General features: G+C 44.6%; 24 protein-coding genes. 17 read left to right on the top strand and 7 right to left on the bottom strand.

What is annotated here, in order from left to right:
* Window positions 1-62 precede the first annotated feature (62 nt).
* Complete coding sequence (locus ACFQ1X_RS06670) at window positions 63-929, top strand: polysaccharide deacetylase family protein (RefSeq protein ID WP_144837661.1); 867 nt, start codon at window positions 63-65, stop codon at window positions 927-929.
* Between the two features lie 41 nt (window positions 930-970).
* Here ACFQ1X_RS06670 and ACFQ1X_RS06665 read toward each other — a convergent pair whose 3' ends face one another.
* Window positions 971-2,440, bottom strand: coding sequence for an aminotransferase class I/II-fold pyridoxal phosphate-dependent enzyme (locus tag ACFQ1X_RS06665; protein WP_144837659.1), 1,470 nt, complete (start codon window positions 2,438-2,440; stop codon window positions 971-973).
* 134 nt (window positions 2,441-2,574) lie between these two features.
* Here ACFQ1X_RS06665 and ACFQ1X_RS06660 point away from each other — a divergent pair, with 134 nt between their 5' ends.
* Window positions 2,575-3,540 carry an NAD(P)H-dependent flavin oxidoreductase gene (locus ACFQ1X_RS06660; protein WP_144837657.1) on the top strand — a complete coding sequence of 322 codons (966 nt, stop codon included), beginning with the start codon at window positions 2,575-2,577 and terminating at the stop codon, window positions 3,538-3,540.
* Window positions 3,541-3,554: 14 nt separating this feature from the next.
* On the top strand, window positions 3,555-3,830 hold the full coding sequence (locus ACFQ1X_RS06655) for a UPF0223 family protein (protein ID WP_144837655.1): 276 nt from the start codon (window positions 3,555-3,557) through the stop codon (window positions 3,828-3,830).
* A 616-nt stretch (window positions 3,831-4,446) separates the two neighbouring features.
* Here ACFQ1X_RS06655 and ACFQ1X_RS06650 read toward each other — a convergent pair.
* A complete protein-coding gene (locus ACFQ1X_RS06650) occupies window positions 4,447-5,064 on the bottom strand; it encodes a YktB family protein (RefSeq protein ID WP_144837619.1) in 618 nt (205 codons plus the stop codon).
* 159 nt (window positions 5,065-5,223) lie between these two features.
* On the opposite strand from ACFQ1X_RS06650, the gene ACFQ1X_RS06645 reads away from it, so the two are divergent.
* From ACFQ1X_RS06645 to ACFQ1X_RS06635, 3 genes are all read left to right on the top strand, one after another.
* Window positions 5,224-5,418 carry a hypothetical protein gene (locus tag ACFQ1X_RS06645; protein WP_144837617.1) on the top strand — a complete coding sequence of 65 codons (195 nt, stop codon included), beginning with the start codon at window positions 5,224-5,226 and terminating at the stop codon, window positions 5,416-5,418.
* A gap of 88 nt (window positions 5,419-5,506) precedes the next feature.
* On the top strand, window positions 5,507-6,298 hold the full coding sequence (locus ACFQ1X_RS06640) for an inositol monophosphatase family protein (protein ID WP_144837615.1): 792 nt from the start codon (window positions 5,507-5,509) through the stop codon (window positions 6,296-6,298).
* Window positions 6,299-6,635: 337 nt separating this feature from the next.
* A complete protein-coding gene (locus tag ACFQ1X_RS06635) occupies window positions 6,636-6,917 on the top strand; it encodes a hypothetical protein (protein ID WP_144837613.1) in 282 nt (93 codons plus the stop codon).
* A gap of 23 nt (window positions 6,918-6,940) precedes the next feature.
* Here ACFQ1X_RS06635 and ACFQ1X_RS06630 read toward each other — a convergent pair whose 3' ends face one another.
* Window positions 6,941-7,126, bottom strand: a complete 186-nt coding sequence (locus ACFQ1X_RS06630; RefSeq protein WP_144837611.1) for a YlaF family protein — start codon at window positions 7,124-7,126, stop codon at window positions 6,941-6,943.
* Window positions 7,127-7,236: 110 nt separating this feature from the next.
* Here ACFQ1X_RS06630 and typA point away from each other — a divergent pair, with 110 nt between their 5' ends.
* Entirely contained in the window at window positions 7,237-9,084 is a 1,848-nt protein-coding gene (gene typA / locus ACFQ1X_RS06625) for a translational GTPase TypA (protein ID WP_144837609.1), read from the top strand.
* Between the two features lie 23 nt (window positions 9,085-9,107).
* A complete protein-coding gene (locus ACFQ1X_RS06620; RefSeq protein ID WP_144837607.1) occupies window positions 9,108-9,434 on the top strand; it encodes a YlaH-like family protein in 327 nt (108 codons plus the stop codon).
* On the opposite strand, the gene ACFQ1X_RS06615 is transcribed toward ACFQ1X_RS06620, so the two are convergent.
* Genes ACFQ1X_RS06615 through ACFQ1X_RS06605 form a run of 3 tightly spaced genes read right to left on the bottom strand, consistent with a single transcriptional unit; the run spans window position 9,428 to window position 10,599 of the window.
* Window positions 9,428-9,877 (bottom strand): hypothetical protein, encoded by a 450-nt coding sequence (locus tag ACFQ1X_RS06615; protein ID WP_144837605.1) that lies wholly within the window; start codon window positions 9,875-9,877, stop codon window positions 9,428-9,430. The two genes, ACFQ1X_RS06620 and ACFQ1X_RS06615, sit on opposite strands and share 7 nt — an antisense overlap.
* A complete protein-coding gene (locus tag ACFQ1X_RS06610; protein ID WP_144837603.1) occupies window positions 9,877-10,080 on the bottom strand; it encodes a YlaI family protein in 204 nt (67 codons plus the stop codon). The genes ACFQ1X_RS06615 and ACFQ1X_RS06610 overlap by 1 nt, the downstream gene beginning before the upstream one ends.
* A gap of 12 nt (window positions 10,081-10,092) precedes the next feature.
* Window positions 10,093-10,599, bottom strand: a complete 507-nt coding sequence (locus ACFQ1X_RS06605; protein WP_144837601.1) for a peptidyl-prolyl cis-trans isomerase — start codon at window positions 10,597-10,599, stop codon at window positions 10,093-10,095.
* A 166-nt stretch (window positions 10,600-10,765) separates the two neighbouring features.
* Between ACFQ1X_RS06605 and ACFQ1X_RS06600 the strand changes: the two genes are divergently transcribed.
* The 3 genes from ACFQ1X_RS06600 (at window position 10,766) to pyc (ending at window position 16,075) form a co-directional block, all read left to right on the top strand.
* Window positions 10,766-11,047: a DUF1507 family protein gene (locus ACFQ1X_RS06600; RefSeq protein ID WP_144837599.1), complete on the top strand. Its 282-nt coding sequence runs from the start codon at window positions 10,766-10,768 to the stop codon at window positions 11,045-11,047.
* A 405-nt stretch (window positions 11,048-11,452) separates the two neighbouring features.
* Complete coding sequence (locus ACFQ1X_RS06595) at window positions 11,453-12,619, top strand: FtsW/RodA/SpoVE family cell cycle protein (protein ID WP_144837597.1); 1,167 nt, start codon at window positions 11,453-11,455, stop codon at window positions 12,617-12,619.
* A gap of 15 nt (window positions 12,620-12,634) precedes the next feature.
* Window positions 12,635-16,075, top strand: coding sequence for a pyruvate carboxylase (pyc, locus tag ACFQ1X_RS06590; RefSeq protein ID WP_144837595.1), 3,441 nt, complete (start codon window positions 12,635-12,637; stop codon window positions 16,073-16,075).
* Window positions 16,076-16,112: 37 nt separating this feature from the next.
* Here the strand turns inward: pyc and ACFQ1X_RS06585 are convergent, their stop codons facing one another.
* Entirely contained in the window at window positions 16,113-17,024 is a 912-nt protein-coding gene (locus tag ACFQ1X_RS06585; RefSeq protein ID WP_144837593.1) for a COX15/CtaA family protein, read from the bottom strand.
* A gap of 348 nt (window positions 17,025-17,372) precedes the next feature.
* Between ACFQ1X_RS06585 and cyoE the strand changes: the two genes are divergently transcribed.
* The 6 genes from cyoE to ctaG all read left to right on the top strand — a co-directional run bounded on the left by cyoE (window position 17,373) and on the right by ctaG (window position 23,354).
* Window positions 17,373-18,290, top strand: a complete 918-nt coding sequence (cyoE, locus tag ACFQ1X_RS06580; protein ID WP_144837591.1) for a heme o synthase — start codon at window positions 17,373-17,375, stop codon at window positions 18,288-18,290.
* A 46-nt stretch (window positions 18,291-18,336) separates the two neighbouring features.
* Complete coding sequence (gene coxB / locus ACFQ1X_RS06575) at window positions 18,337-19,419, top strand: cytochrome c oxidase subunit II (RefSeq protein WP_144837590.1); 1,083 nt, start codon at window positions 18,337-18,339, stop codon at window positions 19,417-19,419.
* Window positions 19,420-19,452: 33 nt separating this feature from the next.
* Window positions 19,453-21,342, top strand: a complete 1,890-nt coding sequence (locus ACFQ1X_RS06570) for a cytochrome c oxidase subunit I (RefSeq protein ID WP_144837587.1) — start codon at window positions 19,453-19,455, stop codon at window positions 21,340-21,342.
* Entirely contained in the window at window positions 21,329-21,955 is a 627-nt protein-coding gene (locus tag ACFQ1X_RS06565) for a cytochrome (ubi)quinol oxidase subunit III (protein WP_144837585.1), read from the top strand. Before ACFQ1X_RS06570 ends, ACFQ1X_RS06565 begins: the two co-directional genes overlap by 14 nt.
* Before the next feature lies 1 nt (window position 21,956).
* Window positions 21,957-22,289, top strand: coding sequence for a cytochrome c oxidase subunit IVB (ctaF, locus tag ACFQ1X_RS06560; protein ID WP_144837583.1), 333 nt, complete (start codon window positions 21,957-21,959; stop codon window positions 22,287-22,289).
* Window positions 22,290-22,430: 141 nt separating this feature from the next.
* On the top strand, window positions 22,431-23,354 hold the full coding sequence (gene ctaG / locus ACFQ1X_RS06555) for a cytochrome c oxidase assembly factor CtaG (protein ID WP_144837581.1): 924 nt from the start codon (window positions 22,431-22,433) through the stop codon (window positions 23,352-23,354).
* Window positions 23,355-23,361 lie beyond the last annotated feature (7 nt).

Raw genomic sequence — 23,361 nt, 5'->3', positions numbered from 1 at the left:
TTTGATAATCGCTGTAGAAATGTGGTAATATTATGTGCGAAAGGGCTAAGGTGATACTAAGAATGATACATGCAAAATGGATTTTAATGGCAGCAGGATTGGCTCTTTTAACCGCTTGTTCAAGTGGTGAAGACAACTCGGCTGCAACTGAAAAAGAAGATACAGAAGAAGCGGCGACTGAAACTGCCGGAGAGAACACTGAAGAAGTCACAGATGAAACTACCGATGAAGCTACTGAAGAAAAAGATATCGAAGAACCTGAAGAGGAGCCGGAAGAAGTGGTGGAAACGGAGCCGCTTTACCGTGTCAACCCTGTAAACGCTTCGGTTGAGCCGATTGCTGATGCTAATGCACAAACTGTCTTATTGACCATTGATGATGCTCCCGACAAACATGGTGTTGAAATGGCGGAAACTTTAAAAGAATTGGGCGTACCGGCAATCTTTTTTGTAAATGGGCATTTTCTGGATACAGATGAAGAAAAAGAAAGCCTGAAAAAGATCCATGAGATGGGATTTGCCATAGGCAATCATACATATTCACATCCCAATCTAAAAACGATTACTGAAGAGCAGCAGCGTGAAGAAATTATTTCACTGAGTGACCTTGTTGAGGAAATCATAGGAGAACGCCCACAATTCTTCCGGGCACCTCATGGGGTAAATACTGATTTCAGCAGAGCACTGGTGAAAGAAGAAGGCATGGTTCTCATGAATTGGAGTTTCGGCTATGATTGGGAAAAGCAATATATGGAAGCGGACGCGTTGGCTGATATCATGGTAAATACAGAACTGATGCGCAACGGGGCAAACCTTCTGATGCACGACCGTGCCTGGTCGGCTGAAGCATTGCCGGCAATAGTGCAGGGCCTGAACGACAAAGGCTATGAATTTGTCGACCCGAACGAAATCGAAGGCGTACAGGAATAAAAAAATCCGGAAACCGTGGGATACCACGCTTCCGGATTTTTTTATCTTATGGCAAGCTGCTCTTTTATGACGCGCAGCAATTTTAACGTATCGTCTTCAGGACCCTGAACAGGCAATCCTGCTTCGACATTCATATGGATATATTCAATGTTTTCCTGTGTAATGATTTCCCCGGGAATAAAAATGGGGATGCCTGGAGGATATACCATGATGAATTCAGCAGAAATCCGGCCAACCGCTTCGTCAATTTTGACAACTTCCGTGCTGGCATAAAATGCATCACGGGGTGTCATTGCAAGGCGGGGAATATCCGGCAACAGAACGACAGGTTCAATGATGGCTGCTTCACTGTCATAGGCTTCGCTCATTCGTTGAAGAGCATTTACGAGCAGGTTCAATTCTTTTCGTGAATCTCCGATCGTGACCAGGCAAAGAATATTGTAAAGATCGGAAAGCTCAATCTCGATATTGGCATTTTCCCGCAGCCATTCTTCGGCCTGATGTCCAGTGATGCCGAGATTTTTGACACTGATCAGCAATTTAGTCGGATCCATATCAAACGTAGCGGAAGTTTTCAGCAGCTCTCTGCCGACACAATGCAGATGCGGGATTTTATTGATTCGCTTACGGGCATCAGTTGCAAGCCGTATCGTTTGGTCGATCAAATCTGTACCGTGAATGGCCAATTGCCTTCTGGCAGTATCCAACGAGGCAAGGATTGGATAGGATGTCGAAGTTGTCGTCAGCATTGATAGCGTAGACTGCACCCTTTTGGCCGACACCAAACCTTCACGGACATTCAGCACCGAGCTTTGCGTCATGGAACCGCCCAGCTTATGGACGGATGTGGCAGCCATATCGGCACCGGCCGCCATGGCGGACACAGGCAGGCTTTTATGAAAATGGATGTGGACGCCGTGCGCTTCATCTACAAGAACCGGTATCTTCCGGTCATGGGCAATTTCGACGATGCGTTTCAAATCAGCCGCAACCCCGAAATAGGTCGGATTGATGACGAGAACGGCTTTTGCATCCGGATATTCCATTAGGGCTTTTTCAACAGCTTCGGCTGAAATGCCGTGAGAAATGCCGAGTTCCGGGTCAACTTCCGGATGGATGAAGATTGGGATCGCTCCCGCAAAGACGATGGCTGACATGATCGATTTATGGACGTTCCGTGGAATCAGAATCTTGTCGTTCGGGCCGACCACGCTTAAAATCATTGTCATGATGGCGCCGCTTGTGCCTTGCACGGAGAAAAATGTATGGTCAGCGCCAAACGCTTCTGCCGCCAATTCCTGCGCTTTTTTGATGGCACCTTTAGGTGCGTGCAGATCATCAAGTGGTGCGATATTGATCAGATCTATGGAAAGAATATTATCGCCGACAAACTCTCGGAATGCGGGATCGACGCCCTGGCCTTTTTTATGGCCGGGAATATGGAATTGAATCGGGTGCCGGTTTCTGTGCTTCAGTAAAGCATCGAATAACGGAGTTTCTAATTGTGACAATGGATTACCACCTCGCTTATAAAAATGAAAACAAAGTGAATTATAGCATGTTGATGCAAGGTATTCTATAAAAATAAAAGGATTTAATCTGTCTTCATCGAATACAGGAGAAGCAGATAGAAAGGAGTGGCATAATGCAATTCAATACACGGATTACCGACTTGCTGGAAATCGAAGTACCAATCATACAGGGAGGACTTGCCTATCTGGCTTATGCAGAATTGGCGGCCGCAGTTTCAAATGCTGGTGGCCTCGGTCAAATTACGGCGATGAGCCTTGAGTCTCCCGAAAAATTGAAGGAAGAAATCCGTAAGGTAAGAAGATTGACAGATAAACCTTTTGGAGTCAATTTCGCCATTGGTGAGCACGGCAGGGAATTTTCACATATGCTGGATGTCGCGATTGAAGAAAAAGTGCCTGTCGTTTCCATGACAGGGGGAAATCCCACGCCCATCTTTGAACAGCTGGAAGGCACACCCCTCAAGAAACTTGTGTTGGTGGCTGCCCGTAAACAGGCTTTGAAAGCAGAGAAGCTGGGGGCGGATGCCGTTATGGTCGTTGGCCACGAAGGAGGAGGGCATCTCGGACGTGATGATATCGGCACAATGGTATTGATACCGCAAGTAGTGGATGCAGTATCGATACCTGTCATCGCCTCTGGCGGCATCGGGGATGGCCGCGGATTAATGGCTGCATTTGCGCTCGGTGCAGATGGCGTGGAAATGGGTACGCGTTTTATTGCAACGAAAGAATGTGTACACGCTTCAGAAGCCTATAAAAAAGCGCTGGTCCACAGCTCTGAAAGCGACACAGTCATTATAAAAAGAAGCATTGGGGCTCCGGCAAGAACTCTCAAAAACAACTGGACCGACAAAATCCTGGAGATTGAACACACGAGTCCGACGTATGAATCATTGAAGGATTATATAAGCGGCGAAGCCAATAAACGTTTTATTTATGAAGGCCATAATGACGAAGGATTCGGATGGGCCGGACAAGTGACCGGAATGATTCGCGACGTGCCGACTGTCCAGGAATTATTTGATAGAATGAAGGAAGAAGCTGCAGAAATCAGCCGGAAATGGGGCAGCTTTGAATAGAGGAGGAAGATACGATGGACTATTCATATCCTTTTTCGATGGAATGGACGACAGAAGAGATTGTTGATGTGGTGACGTTTTTTGAAGGAATAGAAATGGCATACGAAAAAGGCATCAGCCGTGAGGATATGATGGCAAGATACCGGAAATTCAAAGAAGTGGTGCCAGCCATTTCAGAAGAAAAAACGTATTTCAGGGAGTTTGAAGAAGAAAGCGGCTATGCCAGTTTTCCGGTGATCAAAGAACTGAAAGCATCGCCGACTGGTCCGATGCTCAAAATGAATAATTAGCAAAAACAAAACCGCAACGGGGTTGTCCGTTGCGGTTTCTGGCTGTTGAGAAGCCGACAACTTCTCCAATCATTACGCTCTAGGCGGACGCTTTCCGCGGGGAGCGGCCTGAGCCTCCTCAGTCGCTTTGAAAACCGATGCTCCTGCAGCGCCCTGCGCTTCGTCGCAAAGGTTCGACCGAATGGTGTTCGGTCAAACCTTCCCTCCGGGGTCTCAGGACACGCTCTGTTTCCCGCAGGAGTCGCCGCCTGCCGCTTCATTCTGTTGTGTGCAGAATGGAAGTGTCCACTTTCTCACGTGCAATACACTTAAACGTGTATTCCTTTATAGAAAGTGATCTGAGATATGGAGCAAAACAGCGAAGACGCCCAGGGGACCAAGCGAAGTGCTGAGATCCACTCGGGCGAAGTGAAACGAGACCGAGTTAGCTCAGCGCGAGCCAAGAGTTGGCCGAAGATAGTTCGGCCGACTCTTTGCGACGAAGCTAGCGAAGCGATGCAGGAGCACGGGTTTTGGCAAGCGAAGCTGTTTTGCGCAATATCGGTTTTCATGTTTGTTTCTCAATAAAACAAAAACCCACAACGGAATTTTCCGTTGCGGGTTTTTTTATCTTCTATTATTTATTCAGCATCAAATTATAAATCGGCAGCAATTCGTCAAATGTTTTTTCGACAAGTTCGTCGAATTGGCTTTTACTCAAGTTATCGGCCTGTTCCCGCTGCAAATGGCGGCCGATGACGAATTCCCCTTTTTTTACATCCCGTAAACGCCGCAAGAGCTGCTCAGCACCGGCTTCTCCCAAATCCTGCAAAGTGAAAGCTTCCGGTTTCATATGGTCTCCTGATACAACCATATCGCGTGGCAGTTTACTGATGGCTTCTGACTGCAACAGACGTTCAGCCATGGCGGATTTTCCTTTAGCTTCATAGATAACGGCCAGGATGATGAAGACATGGCTTTCCCACAGGCCGATCTGAAAATGCGGAACCGCTTTGTATCCCCGTTTGTTCGGGGCAAACGCTACCCAACTGTCATCTGGCGGATTGACGGTCCGCCGCATATGCTTAGCTACGTGCGGATGAAATTCTTCTCCGGTTTTACTTGAAAAATATGAAGAATATTGTTGTCCAAGCTCTTCGAATTTGGGCCGTACTTTTTCGATGAGCGCTGACATCCGGGCTTCAAGTCCGGGGGTTTCAAATACCTTGAAATGTTTCTCGTTCCAATAAGACATACTGCTGTTTCCTCCTTTAATTGCACATGAATAATATTTTACAGGACTTTAGCAAAATATTATAGAAAGACGTTTCTGATTAAAGGCAATCGGGTAAAGTCCCTTAACCGGATTAAATTTTCGAAATTATTGGAATCAAAAAGGGAAGGGGTGCTAATGATGAAACAGATGATCCAAATAATCCGCAAAGCCGATGTCGAAAAAGAGTATATCCACGTATTGAAGCTGGAACTAGATTATGAGCTTGCTTCCCTGTTTGATGCAATGCAGAATAAGAATGAGCGGGAAATGGAAAATAGCAAAAAACGGCTTCAGGAAATACACGTGGAACTGGAGGCACTTCATGCGCTTTAATATTTTTCATCTTTAAAGGCACTTGCTGGAGTATGACAGCGGGTGCCTTTTGACGTTATACTGGTGGAAACAGAGGAGGAAGCTTTTTATGGATTTGCACGAAATGGACAGATATATCAAATCGATCATCAAGGAAGCAGGGCATAGAATACGCAACTCTTTCCTTTCGGATATCTCAATAGAATCAAAATCTGATGCCGACGATCTCGTTACAAATATTGATAAAGAAATCGAACAATTTTTTATTTCACGCATCAACCGTGATTTTCCAGGCCACCGGATTTACGGTGAAGAGGGGTTCGGCGATGATATCCAGGACCATAAAGGCATCATATGGCTGCTGGACCCCATTGACGGGACGATGAATTTCGTTCATCAGAAAAGAAATTTTGCGATATCGCTCGGTGTTTATGAAGAAGGAATCGGCAAACTCGGGTACATATATGATGTTGTCAATGATGATTTATATCATGGTGTGCTGGGAGGAGGCGCCTATTATAACGATGAAAGGCTAAGCAAGCTGAAAGATACCGTGATCGGGGAATCAATCATTGCGATGAACGCCACCTGGGCGGTTCCAAACAGCTACTTCGACCACAAAGGGACTTTGCAATTGATACAGGATGTCCGTGGAATCAGATCCTATGGTTCGGCAGCTCTTGAACTTGCATACCTTGCCAGTGGAAGGGTGGATGCCTATCTGTCAATGAGGCTGTCACCTTGGGACATTGCTGGAGGCATGGTGATTGCCGGTGAAGTGGGTGCGATAGCCACCAACTTTAACGGGGCACCGGCGAATCTTTTGGAGCAGGATACGTTTCTCGCCGCAAACCCTTCCATTCATTCGCAAATACTCGAAAAATATATTTTGCCTAAATAAAAAAAGGATGCGAAGCCGCATCCTTTTTTCTGGCTGTCGAGAAACCGACAACTTCTCCAATCATTTCGCTCTAGGCGAACGCTTTCCTCGGGGAGCTGCCTGAGCCTCCTCGCTCGCTCCGAAAAACCGATGCTCCTGCAGCGTTCCACGCTTCGTCGCAAAGGTTCGACCGAATGGTGTTCGGTCAAACCTTCCCTGCGGGGTCTCAGGACTAGCTCTGGTTCCCGATGGAGTCGCCGCCTGCCGCTTCATTCTGTTCTGTGCTGATAATGCAAGTGTTCACCTTCTCACATACAACATCTAAACGTGTATTCCTTTATAGAAAGAGAGCTGAGATATGGAGCAAAACAGCGAAGACGCCCAGGGGAGCAGGCGAATGCCGACGAAGCTAGCGAAGCGATGCAGGAGCAGCCTTAAAATCGTGCTCCTGCAGTGCTGCGCACTTCGTCGCAAAGACAGTTTCCGTGCAGGACACGTCTACTGTCTTCGAAGCTGTTTTGCGGAATATCGGCTTTCATTTTTACTTTCTCAACAAGCTCAAAAAAAGGATGCGAAGCCGCATCCTTTTTTTGTTTCATTAATTAAAGATATTATTAACAAGATGAAAAATTTATCGTGATGCTTGCCATAAAAAATACTTACTTACAATAAACCGGCTTCGATCATTTCCCGTTTTTTTCTGAAACCGAAAACCATGATGACACCAAGCAAAGCGATTGCCAAAAGTACCATCGGCACGCTGCGGAATGCCACTGCAAGACCAATTCCAACCATTGCCAACAAGGCGGCTATAGAGTAAAGAGCGAAAATCCATTTACCATTTTTCATTTATTTTCCTCCTGCTAATTAGATGCTGAAATAAAATCTTAGGGTTTTTTCCCTGTATGTGCTATACTAGCACAGTTATAGGCACGAAAAAAGAATATTGGAGTGAAAATATGACTAACTTACGTAACGACCTTAGAAATATTGCGATTATTGCCCACGTCGACCATGGTAAAACGACACTTGTGGATCAGTTGCTGCAGCAATCAGGAATTTTCCGTTCGAATGAACATATGGATGAACGGGCGATGGATTCTAACGATATTGAAAGAGAACGCGGAATCACTATCCTTGCAAAAAACACTGCGATTCAATATAAAGATGCTAAAATCAACATTTTGGATACTCCGGGACACGCCGATTTTGGCGGAGAAGTGGAACGTATCATGAAAATGGTTGATGGCGTTCTTTTAGTGGTGGATGCATATGAAGGCTGTATGCCACAAACCCGCTTTGTATTGAAAAAAGCTCTTGAGCAAAACTTGAAACCTATCGTAGTTGTAAACAAAATTGACCGTGACTTTGCACGTCCTGAAGAAGTTGTTGACGAAGTCATCGAGTTGTTCATCGAACTGGAAGCTAACGATGAACAGTTGGAATTCCCTGTCATTTTTGCATCCGCTATGAATGGTACTGCGAGCCTTTCTCCAGATCCAAGCGATCAGGAAGAGACGATGCAGGTTCTTTACGATTCAATTTTGGATAACGTACCTGCACCTATCGATAACAGAGATGAGCCGCTTCAATTCCAGGTAGCCCTTCTTGATTATAATGATTATGTTGGACGTATCGGTATTGGCCGTGTATTCCGTGGCACAATCGAAGTCGGACAGTCTGTCGCGCTGATGAAGCTTGATGGATCAGTTAAAAATTTCCGTGTTACAAAAATCCATGGTTTCATGGGTCTTAAACGCATTGAAATCCAAAAAGCCGAAGCTGGTGACTTGATCGCCATTTCTGGTATGGAAGATATCAACGTTGGAGAAACTGTATGTCCTCAGGACCATCAGGAAGCTTTACCGATTCTCCGCATTGATGAACCAACTCTGCAAATGACTTTCCTTGTCAACAACAGCCCGTTTGCAGGTAAAGAAGGTAAATTCATCACATCAAGAAAAATTCAGGAACGTTTGGATGCCCAGTTGGAAACGGACGTTTCACTTCGTGTGGATCCAACGGATTCTCCTGATGCATGGGTTGTATCCGGACGCGGAGAATTGCATTTGTCGATTTTGATCGAGAACATGCGCCGTGAAGGATTTGAAATCCAAGTATCAAAACCGGAAGTTATTGTACGCATGGTTGATGGCGTTCGCTGTGAACCGGTTGAACGTGTGCAAGTTGATGTACCGGAAGAATATACTGGTGCGATCATTGAATCATTGGGTGAGCGTAAAGGTGAAATGCTTGATATGATCAACAACGGAAGTGGACAGGTTCGCCTTGTATTTAACGTTCCTGCTCGCGGATTGATCGGTTACACTACTGAATTCCTGACGCAGACTCGTGGCTACGGAATCATTAACCATACGTTTGACAGCTACCAGCCTGTAGCTTCCGGCCGTGTTGGCGGACGTCGCCAGGGTGTATTGGTATCCATGGAGCGCGGAAAAGTGTCGACTTATGGCTTGATGGGCATCGAAGACCGCGGAACTGCATTTGTTGAAGTTGGCGCTGAAATTTACGAAGGTATGATTGTCGGAGAACATAACCGCGACAGCGATTTGACAGTCAACATCGTGAAGATCAAAGCTGCGACAAACATCCGTTCAGCGAATAAAGACCAAACTACAACAATGAAAAAAGCACGTTTGATGAGTCTTGAAGAAGCGCTTGAATACTTGAACGACGATGAGTATTGCGAAATTACACCACAGACAATCCGTCTGCGTAAAAAGATTCTTGATAAAAACGAACGTGAGCGTGTGGCGAAAAAGAAAAAAGTTGCCATCGAAGAATAATCGAATGGAAGGATGTATAATCCATGGATGAACGTTCATTTGTCTATGATAGTATGTATCCGGTAGCCCGTTTGCTTTATCAGAATCTGCCGATTGAAGCAGCAGGATATGCGTTATTTGCAATAATCCTTCTACTGTCGGCTTTGGTATATAAACTGGGGTTTGCTAAAAAGCTGCCGCTCGGAAAAAACATCGTCATCGGCCTGTTTCTGGCAGCCGGTGGATTGGGGCTGACTTTTTTAGCTTTCTTCCTGCCGGTTGTGGAAGGTCTGGTCATTGCCGCGCTAATCCTGATTCTTTATAAAATCCGCTTATGGCGCGAAAAACGCGAAAACGCTGCATCTCATTGAGATGCAGCGTTTTTGCGTTCGAATGTTTTATAAAGTATCGGCAGCAATAAAGAATATGTCAGGTGGCCGAAAACCCAATAGGTGATGGCTTCCCAGTCGGTGAGACCTGGAACCTGATCTGTGATCGCCAGAGAAGATAGGATGAAATAGAGAAAATAAGTAGGCGAACAAAGGATCAGGCTCAAAACGGTCAATTGCCCGAATGTATAGGAGCGACGTTTTGCAAAATAGACATACACGATTCCGATCATTACGGAAACTGCTGTATGAAACAGGAATTCCGTCATTTCTGACCATTGAACATCACCAATAACCGGTATAAAATCAACATTCAATAACAGCAGATATACATTTACACCGGTTACGGACTGAATCCATTTAAACAATAAACCCAGTATCAGTCCGCTCCAAAATCCAATCCAGACACCTTTCAGGAACTTCATCAAAAGTCTTCCTCAATTTTGCGGGAACTTCGGTAAAAATGGAATTTCCCTGTTGCCAGCCGCTCTTTGGTGCGCAATTCGATTCGCTCGTTGCAGGTTTTGCACATATGAGTGTGGATCGGCCGGTTTCTAAGGCGCTTTGCCTCAAGGGTATCATCTACCAATTCCTCGATGGTATCGCAAATTACACATTTAACACGCATGATGGTTCACTCCTATTCTACCCTTATGGCTGTTACATTGGTTATCGGATTTTCCAGATTGCTTCCATCTGGCAGCAGTATATGGACTGGGCCGTCTTCGCGGAGCGGCTTGCCTTCATGGCTGAACTTGAGGACCAGACCCTTTGAAGTTTCGAGAGGGAAACTGTATTCGCCATTTGAGGATTCGAAAACGACAGTTTCTGCAGATTCGACAGGTTCTGCATTTTCAATGAAGGGTTTGAACAAAATGCCGAATGTACCTGTGAGCATTTCCTGTTTTTCCTGCTTTTTATATCTCTTTTCAGAATTCAGGGTAGGCGGCACAGTTGCACCTTCCATGATCTCGCGCGACCAATGTTCACCCATGCCGCGTTTGTATTCTTCCAGTTCGTCCCGCTTAACGCGCTCTTCGGTAAAATATTTTGCAAGATCCAGTTTGCGGTCATCGAAAATCCATACTGTGGGATCCAAAGTCAGTTTGAATTTCACATCACCTTTAATTTGAATGATAAATTCCATTAGTAAAACCCTCCATCTTGATAATAGCTCTCCTTTCAGTATACCTGTCTTTGTCAAGTTCCTAAAGTGATTGCTTCCGGTGAAGAGGAGGCTTGCAATTTCATTGTTTAAAAGATACACTTTAAACAGGTTGAACAGAAGAAATATCAGTAATGGGGGAGTCCTCATGGAGCACACAGAAGAACAAACTTATCAGCATAAAGCATTGGACCTCCTTAGAGCCGATGCAGAGAAAATAGAGCAGTTGATCAAGGTGCAAATGGACAATCTCACATTGCCATCCTGCCCTTTATATGAAGAAGTCCTGGATACTCAAATGTTCGGTCTGTCCCGCGAAATAGATTTTGCGGTGAAACTAGGGCTGATCGAGAAACATGAAGGCAAAAATTTAATGGATACGCTTGAGAAAAAATTATCAATACTGCACGAAGCGTACACGAATAAATAACACAAACTCAAACGATATTTGTTTGAGTTTTTTTACTAATAAAAAAAAGAGTGAAGTTTCAAATTATATAGGTTGAATCAAAGAATCAGTGAAGTATGCCGCTTCGGTGCTTTGGACAAGAGCAAAGACTATGCTCCTGCGCACTGCTCGTCGCAGAAGGACCAAAACAAAGACTATGCTCCTGCGCTAGGAAAGTAACTTTGATTGAGAGGGTATCTTAGATATGGAGCAAAACAGCGCAGATGCCCAGGGGCATAGGGTTAAATAAGCATGCTCCTGCATCGCAAAGACTTGACCTCGCAAGCTCCGGTCAAAGTCTTAGCAAGCTGTTTTGTGGAATATCGGCTACTACAGGTTTATTAGTTCAACCTATATACTACTAAAAAATTTAAATGAGGTTTGAATATGAAACAATACATAAAGCGGTACGCCGCTAATTTTGACTACCCTCTGCTTTTTGCCTACCTTGCGTTAACGCTTTTTGGCCTGGTTATGATTTACAGTGCGAGTATGGCATGGGCGGTAAACTATTACGATTGGCCGCCGGACACATTCTATAAACAACAAATCAGAAACCTTAGCATAGCTTTTCCTGCATTTATTCTGGCAGCTTTTTTTCCTTACAAGCATTTCAGCAAGAAATGGATGATGGCTTCCATCCTAAGTGTTGTATTCATCAGCCTGATACTTGTCCACTTTATCGGTACCACTAGAGGAGGTGCCCAAAGTTGGATCGAATTGGGATTTGCAAACCTCCAGCCTTCAGAAGTGGCGAAAGTCGGCATGATTTTCTACCTTGCAGGCGTTTTCTCCAATAAATACAACAAAGGCAATATAAATAAATTAAACGAATCCATTATGCCGCCGGTTATCATCCTCACTCTGGTACTGGTTTCCGTATTTCTGGAACCGGACCTTGGTTCAATGATGATTATTGGAGCAGTAGGCCTGTCAGTTATGGCTGCGAGTGGCATCAGATTTAAATCGTTTATGAAACTTGCAGCTATGGTCATAGGTGCAGCAATGCTGTTCATCGGGCCGGTCATGCTGTTTGCGTCGGATAGTATTTTCACTGAGAAGCGAATGGGAAGATTGGAGGCTTTTTTCAATCCTTTCACAGATGAACTTGGATTCGGAATGCAGATAGTAAATGGCTATCTGGCAATCGGCTCTGGTGGCCTCAGCGGTTTAGGGCTTGGTCAGTCAGTGCAGAAATTAGGTTACCTGCCGGAGCCGCATACAGACTTCATCATGTCGGTCATTGCGGAAGAACTGGGAGTCCTGGGGGTAGTATTCGTCATAGGGGGATTGGCTTTCATCGTACTTCGCGGCCTATATATCGCAATGACTACAAAAGATCCTTTGGCACGAATGCTTGCTGGTGGCGTAGCAAGTATGATTGGGATACAGTCTTTCGTAAATCTTGGCGGTTTGACGGGCATAATTCCGTTGACCGGTGTAACGCTGCCTTTTATAAGTTATGGCGGAACTTCCGTAATTTTGTTATCGTTAGCTATGGGAGTATTAATGAATGTCTCCATGTTCTACAAATATGAAAAAACAAAAAAATAAAGGGTGTGCTGCTTTGTGAAAAAAATTAGCAAAATTTTAGTGGCAAACCGCGGAGAAATCGCTATAAGGGTTTTCCGCGCATGTACAGAACTGAAAATTCCGACAGTTGCAATCTATTCACAAGAAGACAGTGGTTCTTATCACCGCTATAAAGCGGATGAATCCTATTTAGTGGGTAAAGGGAAAAAACCGATTGATGCTTATCTTGATATTGAAGATATCATTCGTATTGCAAAGGATACAGGAACAGATGCCGTTCATCCCGGCTACGGATTTTTATCGGAAAATGTTCATTTTGCACGACGCTGTGAAGAAGAAGGCATCATATTCATTGGCCCGACATCGAGGCATCTCGATATGTTCGGGGATAAAGTGAAAGCGCGTTCACAGGCGATTGCTGCGGGAATCCCTGTTATTCCGGGAACTGATGGACCGGTAGCCGATCTTAAAGAAGTAGAAGAATTCAGCAAAACAGCCGGTTTCCCATTGATGATCAAAGCCTCTCTTGGCGGCGGCGGGCGCGGCATGCGCATTGTACGCAATCACGGAGAACTGGCATCGGCATATGAACGGGCAAAGTCCGAAGCCAAAGCCGCTTTTGGATCCGATGAAATGTACGTGGAAAAATTTGTGGAAAAACCGAAGCATATCGAAGTGCAGATTCTGGGTGATACAGCCGGCAATATTGTCCATCTTTATGAGCGGGATTGTTCGATTCAGCGGCGCCATCAAAAAGTGGTGGAAATAGCACCGTCAAATTCAATCAACGACAAATTGCGCAATGAAATTTGTGATGCGGCTGTAAAACTCATGAAGAATATTGATTACATAAATGCAGGAACAGTCGAATTCCTTGTTTCCAATGATGAATTCTTTTTCATTGAAGTAAATCCGCGGATCCAGGTTGAACACACGATAACAGAAATGATCACTGGCATCGATATTGTGCATGCACAGATCCATATTGCCAGAGGCCATGAGCTTCACGGCGATGTCATAGCCATTCCGTCTCAGGATAAGATTCCGTTATTCGGTTTTGCCATCCAATCCCGGGTAACAACTGAAGATCCGGTCAACGATTTCATGCCGGATGCCGGCAGGCTGATGGTTTACCGTTCGGGTGGCGGTTTTGGGGTACGTCTTGATACAGGCAACGCCTTCCAGGGAGCGGTCATTTCTCCGTATTACGATTCACTATTAGTCAAATTGTCGACTTGGGCTTTGACCTTCAAAGAAGCCGCAGGCAAAATGGACCGTAATCTGCAAGAATTCCGCATACGCGGCATTAAAACAAATATTCCTTTTTTGGAAAATGTTGTAAAGCACCCTAAATTTATTAAAGGCGAATTTGATACCAGCTTTATTGATACCACACCGGAATTATTCTTATTCCCGGTGCGACAAGATAGAGGTACCAAATTATTGAGTTATATCGGGAATGTAACAGTTAATGGATTTCCCGGAATCGAAAAGAAAAAGAAACCGATTCATGCGGCTCCGAGAAAACCGGAAATCGATTTGTCCACAACTTTGCCACCCGGCACAAAACAGATTTTCGATGAAAGAGGTGCGGATGGGCTTGCTGCATGGATTCATGAGCAGGAAGACGTTCTGTTAACGGATACAACGTTCCGGGACGCCCATCAATCCCTGCTCGCAACACGCCTTCGTTCACATGATATGTTCGAGGTCGGCAAAGAGACGGCACGTTTGCAGCATGATCTGTTCTCGATGGAAATGTGGGGAGGGGCAACGTTTGATGTTTCATACCGTTTCCTCAAAGAAGACCCTTGGCAGCGTTTGATCAAGTTGCGGGAGCAGATGCCAAATGTTCTGTTGCAGATGCTTTTCCGTGGAGCTAATGCTGTAGGCTATAAAAATTATCCGGATAATGTCATCCGTGATTTTGTTCAGAAATCCGGTGAGGCCGGAATTGATGTTTTCCGTATTTTTGACAGCCTCAACTGGATTAAAGGAATGGAAGTGGCCATCGATGAAGTTCGTCAGAGCGGAAAGATTGCTGAAGCGGCGATTTGTTACACTGGTGATATTCTGGATCCGAGCAGAGATAAATATACAGTTCAATATTATAAAGATATGGCAAAAGAACTGGAGGCTTCAGGAGCTCACATTCTGGCCATCAAGGATATGGCCGGCTTGCTGAAACCGGAAGCGGCCTATCGACTGGTCTCTGAACTGAAAGATACGGTTAGCCTGCCAATTCATCTTCACACACACGATACGAGTGGTAATGGTATTTATATGTATTCGAAGGCGATCCAGGCAGGCGTTGATATCGTTGACACAGCTCTTGGAACGATGGCGGGTCTGACATCCCAGCCAAGTGCAAATTCGCTTTATTATGCAATGAACGGCAGTGGACGTGAAGTTCGAATGGATATACAGGCGGCTGAAAAGCTCTCGCATTATTGGGAAGATGTCCGTAAATACTACGGTGATTTCGAAAGTGGCATGAACAGCCCGCATTCTGAGATTTACGTGCACGAAATGCCAGGCGGACAATACAGCAATTTGCAGCAGCAGGCCAAAGCGGTCGGCCTCGGCATGCGCTGGGAAAATGTGAAAGAAATGTATTCACGCGTCAATATGCTTTTCGGTGATGTTGTGAAAGTTACACCTTCTTCAAAAGTTGTCGGAGACATGGCTTTGTTTATGGTACAGAATGATCTGGATGAAAAAACGGTAATCACACGCGGGGAATCGATCGACTTCCCGGAATCGGTTATCGAATTTTTTGAAGGGTATATCGGCCAGCCTCATGGCGGTTTTCCTGAAAAATTACAAAAAGTAATCTTAAAAGAGCGTAAGCCGATTACTGTGCGTCCGGGTGAATTGCTCGAACCGGCGGACTTTGATGAAATTGGCAAAATGCTTTTCGAAAAGCTCGATCGGCCGGTTACCAGCCATGAGCTTTTGGCATATGCGTTATATCCGAAAGTTTTCGAAGAATATACATTGACGAATAAAACGTTCGGCGATGTATCCGTTCTCGACACGCTGACTTTCCTTTATGGAATGAGACTTGGTGAAGAAATCGAAGTGGAGATCCAGAAAGGGAAAACGCTGATCATCAAACTGGTGTCAATCGGAGAACCGCAAAAAGACGGTACACGCTCGATTTATTTTGAATTGAACGGCCAGCCTCGTGAAGTGAGCATCACAGATATGACTGTTGAAACCGACAGTGCCGCAAAACCGAAGGCCGACCCTACCCAGGAAAGTCATATTGCGGCTACAATGCCGGGAACCGTCTTGAAAGTTGTGGCTGAAAGAGGAGCTAAAGTTAGAAGGGGAGACCACCTGTTGGTCACTGAAGCGATGAAGATGGAAACGACGGTACAGGCTCCATTTGATGGAACAATAACGGAGATCCATGTCAATGCAGCAGATGGCATATCAACCGGCGATTTGTTGATCGAAATGGAAAAAATTTAAAAAAGACAGCGGCGCATCCTGTGCGCCGCTGTCTTTTTTATGATTTGCCGTAGCTTCGTGAAACTAAAAGCACCATATAACACAATAAGCCGAATAATAATGTGATAAACAGGGAATGCAATAAAGCAACAGCCAGATTTAATTGGGTCAGAACGGCAAGCATCCCCGTGGTTGCCTGCATCATGACGATGGTGAATGCAATGATCCAGCCCCAGTAAATAACCCGCTGGTTTTTATAGTGCTTTATGGCATGCCACATGATTATGCCGATCCAGATAACGATCAGGCCAGCTGCGGCACGATGTCCCATTTGAACCCATTCATACATATTGGAAGGCAGCGCAAAGGAGTCGTTGCGGCACAGTGGCCAATCTGAACAAATTAAACTTGAATTTGTGTGGCGTACAAGAGCGCCTGTATAAATTACGATATAAGAATACAACACCACACCGATTGTGTGAAATTTTAACTTCCTCCCAATCCGAAGCTTTTCAGTTTCGAATTTACGATCCACTTCAAATATGAGGAGTGTCAGCAAGAGGACCGAGGCAAATGATATGAGAGAGATGCCGAAATGCAACGCAAGGATGAAATCACCTTGCCCCCATAATACTTGTGCGGCCCCGATAAGCGCCTGAAGAACCAGGAAGAAAACAGAAGTGACAGCTAAAAATTTCGTCTCGCGGACGTGGCCGAACTTTCTCCAGGCCCAGATAGCGAGAATCAGAATCAGAATGCTGACAGCGCCTGTAACTAGACGATGAGAAAACTCAATCAGCACTTCGGCGGTGATGACGTCCGGAATCAGTTGGCCGTTGCAACCGGGCCAGTGCCGGCCGCAGCCCATTCCGCTGTCAGTTTTGGTGACAAGCGCTCCACCCAGAAGGATGAAGAGCATACCGATTGTCGCTGCAACTGCAAATAACTTTATATATTTATTCTGCTGCAAGAAAGCCACCTACTTTTTCTATATGAAAATACAATTAAACGTCCGTAACCTGCATATTCGATAATAGCGAAAATCAGCCTAAAACACAACGGAAAATCAGTAATAGCGGAAACTTTCGATATTTGGACATATAAATTGCCACCTTCACAAACTGTTCAAAAACTATTATCTTTCACCATAAAAAAAGATGGTCCCATGTTGTATGATAAGGAGAGTGCATTTGAGGCTAACTCACTAATATACATAGCTTTTATCGGGAAATTTCAGTTATATGTAGAAATAGGGCTGGATTTTAGATATAGTTATGGTTAGCGGACTATGCTTACAACTTTGAAAGGAGGAGGTTTAATGTCAAACAGCCGGTCTTTGTCTGCTGAAACGCATGAAACTCCTGAAACAACCAGCTTTGTCCAAGACTTTTTGGCACTTATAAAAATTGGGATTGTCAATTCAAACCTGATTACGGTTTTCACCGGGCTGTGGCTGGCGTTTCAATTTTCTGGCGTAAATTTTTTGCAGCATATGGACATCCTCGTCTACACCCTGGTCGGATCAGCATTGATCATAGCGGGTTCTGCTGCCATGAATAATTATATTGATACGGATATCGATCCATTGATGGCGAGCAAGAGATCGCGGCCAACAGTGACGGGGAGATTTAAACCATCAGCTGTTTTGGCACTCGCCGTTTCTTTCATAGTTTTAGGCGAAATCTTTTTGTTTTCCGCTTCTGTTTCTGCTGGGGTACTGGGAATAGCAGGGATTCTGGCTTATGTCGTCCTTTATTCCATGTGGTCCAAGAGAAAGCATGTCAGTAATACAATTGTCGGCAGCATTTCAGGTGCCATTCCGCCGCTAATCGGCTGGGCTGCAGTTGAACCGACACTGGGAACTGGTGCATGGGCACTGTTTCTGATCATGTTCATCTGGCAGCCACCGCATTTTTATGCACTGGCTATGAAACGGACGGAAGAGTACCGTGCTGCAAATATCCCGATGCTGCCGGTGGTGAAAGGTTTCCACCGGACGAAAAAGTCTATGCTGGCTTGGGTTATATTCCTTTTTCCACTCCCATTTCTTTTACCGGAACTGGGAACAGGCTTCTTCATCTTAGCAACACTTTTGAATCTCGGCTGGCTCATACTTGCTATCCGTGGCTTTGGAGTGAAAGATGATCTGAAATGGGCGAAAAGTATGTTCATTTATTCACTGAACTACATGACGATCCTATTCGTCGCGATGATCATATTTGCCGTATTCGTCTAATTTCCAATACTTAAAACTTTAAAATGAGAGAGGGGTAAGAAAAGCTATGATGAAAGGACTTACTAACTGGCGTCTTTTCGCATTGATGACAGCATTGCTCGTCTTTCTGTCGGGCTGTGGGCGTGAAGAGGTTTCGACTCTGATCCCTGCTGGTAAGGTGGCGCAGGATCAATTCAATCTTCTGATTTTGTCATCTATTGTAATGATTTTCGTAATTCTAGTGGTATCGATCATTTATGTTCTGGCTATCGTTAAGTTCCGCCGCTCGAAACTTGGGGATGATATGATTCCTGAGCAAGTTGAAGGCAGCGCGAAACTTGAGTTTATCTGGACTGCTGTGCCGATTGTACTTCTATTAATCCTTGCTGTTCCAACAGTCTACTCAACCTTTGATTTGGCTGATGTTACAGCGATGGATTCTGTAAATGAAGAAGGAGAACAAAACCATCTTACGGTTAATGTGACTGCTTACCTTTATTGGTGGGAATTTGAATATCCGGAGCAGGGGATTGTAACTGCACAGGAATTAGTCGTTCCAACCGATGAAAGAGTTTACTTCAATTTAATCTCAGCAGATATCAAGCACTCCTTCTGGATTCCATCAGTAGGTGGTAAACTTGATGTTAACCCGGAAAACGTCAATAAATTCTATCTTGAATTCGACAAGCCCTCTTCAGAACTTGAAACGGGAGTTTTCTATGGAAAATGTGCGGAGCTTTGTGGCCCTTCACATGCATTGATGGATTTCAAAGTTAAATCTCTTGAACGTGAAGAATTTAACGAATGGGTAGCTGCAATGCAGGAAGAACCTGAACCTGCTTCTGAAACGCTTGCTCAAGACGGCGAAGAAATTTTTGGCAACAGCTGTATCAACTGCCACGCAGTTTCCGGTACTGGTCCAGCGGGGATGTCGGGGCCGAACGTGGCAACATTCGGCGATCGCAACCGTATTGCCGGATATTTGGAACATGATGAAGAAACTTTGAAAAACTGGATTGAAAATCCACAAGAATATAAACCAGGAAACTTAATGCCTGACGGTGCAACAAACAACGGTGGAGAACCATTCTCCGAAGAGGAATTGGATGCTCTTGCAGCATACCTGATGAGCCTGACTGTTGAGGAATAATAGAGTCAGAGTGTAAAAAAGGAGGTATACAGTGTGAGTTCTTTAGCTCAAAAACAAGGGATTGGCGCTATTTTATGGGATTACCTGACAACAGTAGACCATAAGAAAATCGCAATCCTCTATCTAATCTCAGGCGGCTTTTTCTTCCTTGTAGGTGGAGTCGAAGCGATGTTGATCCGGATCCAACTGATGAAAGCAGGAAATGATTTCCTGAGTGCTGGATTATATAATGAAATTATCACCATGCACGGTACAACCATGATATTCCTGGCAGCCATGCCTTTGCTCCTGGCGTTTATGAACGCCATTATGCCACTCCAAATTGGAGCGCGTGACGTAGCTTTCCCATTCTTGAACTCGTTGGGATTCTGGCTTTTCTTCTTCGGGGGAATCTTCCTGAACCTTTCTTGGTTCATGGGCGGCGCACCTGATGCAGGCTGGACAAACTACGCATCGCTCGCTTTGGCTTCTGAAGGCCACGGAATCGATTTCTATTCACTTGGGTTGACAATATCCGGGTTTGGTACATTGATAGCGGGGATTAACTTCCTTGTCACGATTATCAATATGCGTGCACCGGGTATGACTTATATGAGAATGCCATTGTTCACTTGGACGACTTTTGTCGCTTCAGCTTTGATTCTATTGGCTTTCCCACCACTTACTATCGGATTGTTCTTCATGATATTCGACCGATTGTTCGGTGCGAACTTCTTCGCAGTCAACATGGGGGGGAATACGATTATCTGGGAGCACTTATTCTGGATTTTCGGTCACCCGGAAGTTTACATTTTAATATTGCCGGCATTCGGTATATTCTCTGAAATCTTTGCGATTTTCTCGAGAAAACGCCTGTTCGGCTATACAGCAATAGTATTTGCTACTATCTTAATCGGCTTTTACGGGTTCATGGTATGGGCTCACCATATGTTCACCGTCGGTCTTGGACCAACTGCAAATGCAGTTTTCGCCTTGGCGACAATGATCATTGCTGTGCCAACTGGTATTAAAATCTTTAACTGGCTGCTGACAATTTGGGGAGGCAGCATTCACTTCAGCGTAGCAATGGTTTACGCAATCGCCTTTATTCCTTCATTTGTTGCTGGCGGAGTAACAGGTGTTATGCAGGCCATCGCGCCGCTCGATTACCAATTGCACGATTCTTACTTTATCGTCGCTCACTTCCATTACGTAATTGTAGGCGGGGTCGTATTGGGGCTTCTGGCAGGTACACATCTTTACTGGCCTAAAATGTTCGGAACAATGTTGAGCGAAAAACTAGGAATGGTTACATTCTGGTTCTTCTTCGTCGGATTCCATCTGACATTCTTCATTCAGCATTTCCTTGGATTGTTTGGTATGCCACGCCGCGTTTACACATTCAATGCTGACCAGGGCTGGGATCTATTCAACCTAATCAGTACTATTGGTGCGTTCTTTATGGCAATCGGTGTTCTTGTATTGCTTGTCAACATAGTATTGACTACTGTTAAAAATGTACGTGTCGGCAATGACCCTTGGGGTGACGGCCGTACGTTGGAGTGGGCGATACCATCGCCGCCGCCATTCTATAACTTTGCTCAAACTCCATTGGTTCGCGGTCTTGATACTTACTGGATCGAAAAAATGGAAGGCAATAAAGAAGGCATGGTTTATGCAGAGCCACTTGAGGACATCCATATGCCAAACGGTTCGATTATTCCATTAATCATGTCATTCGGGATGTTCGTTGCAGCATTCGGAGCTCTTTACTTCCTTGATGATACTAAGCCCTGGGCATTGGCAGTATTGATCATCGGTCTTGGAATCACTTTCGGTTCGATGCTGGTCCGTTCGTTGAAAGACGATCTAGGATTCCACATCACGAAAGAAGAATTGATCGAAGACGCTAAGAGAGGAGGCAACACCGATGGACCTAAATAAGAGATACACCGCTCAATCATGGCCAGATCATCCAGAAACGGCAACGTTGGAAGGTAAAAATAAGTTCGTCGGCTTCTGGTTGCTTCTGGCTGCTGAAACTGTAACTTTTGCTTCACTCTTTGCCACTTATCTGGCTTTAAAAGATAAAGGGCCACAAGGTTCTGAATTTACAGCAGCAGGATTATTCGAACTTCCGCTGGTATTCGCAATGACAATGATCCTTTTGACATCGTCATTGACGAGTGTTTATGCAATGCACCATATGAAGAACCATAATTTCAAAGCCATGCAGGCATGGTTGGGCATAACCGTATTGCTGGGAATAACTTTCCTGGGCCTTGAAATTTATGAATTTAATCATTACGTCCACTTAGGTTTCGGATTTACGCATAGTGCATTCAGTTCCGCTTTCTTTGTATTGGTCGGAACTCACGGTGCTCACGTATTGTTCGGTCTCAGCTGGTTTATCGCGTTAATGATCCGAAATTCAAAACGCGGTTTGAATATGTATAATGCACCTAAATTTTATCTTGCTGCACTTTACTGGCATTTCATTGACGTAGTATGGGTATTCATCTTTACTGTAGTCTATTTGATGGGAGTGATCGGTTAATATGGCACATGATACACCAGAAAAAATCAGATCACATTCAGAGCACGAATTCCTTAAGAAGAAAAGAACGACTGAAATGCGCCACCAATTAACGTCATTTGCAATCATGATTTTCCTTACATTGATTGCTTTCACAATGGTGGCGGCAGGCTTCTCTACTTATCTGATCGTTCCAATCATTCTTTTATTGGCTGCGATACAGGTTGTTCTTCAGCTGTATCATTTCATGCATTTGAGCAATAAAGGCATGGGAACAATTGCATTCTTCATGTTCAGTGGTATTTTTGTTGCTTTCATCACGGTTTTAGCTTTGGTCACAATCGTTTGGTGGTAAAAAATATACAGAAAATCCCCTTCATATTTGATGAAGGGGATTTTTATATTTGATAAGATAAAATGTCATGATTCGTTCATTGATATACGGGTGCTTCCGCTATATAATGAGGGTACTTATGGAAAAGGAGGTATGTTTGGCATGCCAATCAGTATTTTCGGATTTCAGGCTTTATGGAGTCCGTATTACTTAGTAGCCCTTGTCTTGATTACACTCCTTTATTTTTTCATCACCGTCAAATGGAGAGGGAAATTTAAAGACAGTGAACCTTTGCAACAGAAAGAAGCTCTGCTGTTCGTTTCAGGGATGGCTTTGTTATATATCATAAAAGGCTCTCCGATTGATCTGATGGGCCATATCATGTTTACGATGCATATGGTTCAGATGGCGTTGCTGCTGCTGCTGGTGCCGCCACTATTGATCATGGGTATTCCAACATGGCTGTGGAGATGGTTTATCGAACTGCCGATCATCAAACCGCTATTCCTCTTTTTTACAAAACCGATGCTGGCATTATTATTATTTGGCATTTTCTTTTCAGTGTACCATTTGCCGTTGGTTTTCGACTTTGTGAAACAGGACATGCTGCTCCATTCATTAATGAGCGGCACCCTTTTCATTCTCGCGATTTTCTACTGGTGGCCACTGGTCAATAAATTGGAGGGCATGCACAAATTCCACGGCTTGAAGAAACTCGGTTTTCTTTTTGCCTTAAGTGTTTTGATGACGCCTGCATGTGCGTTGATCATCTTCAGTGATGCCCCATTCTATGCAACTTACAGTGATGCGGATGCATGGTTGCAGGCGATGGCTTTATGTGTGCCGATCGGAACTTTATCCCAATTGAATCTGTCCGGACCCGAATTATTCTCTTCAATGTCTCTAATTGAGGATCAGCGGACGGGCGGTATAACAATGAAAATCATACAGGAATTAGTGTTTACCGTTTTCATTTGGCTGGTCTTCTATGAATGGCTGCGCAATGAAAACGACAATGCAGAAGAAATCACTGCAAAAGTTATGCAGGATCGAAAAGAGATGGCTTATCACCGACATAATGGTTAAAGCAGGA

Origin of the sequence: Metaplanococcus flavidus (genome assembly GCF_042675885.1) — a bacterium.
Classification (GTDB): Bacteria; Bacillota; Bacilli; order Bacillales_A; family Planococcaceae; genus Planococcus; species Planococcus flavidus.
Note: the sequence above shows the minus strand (reverse complement) of the source record. Positions and strands in the feature narration are given on the sequence as shown.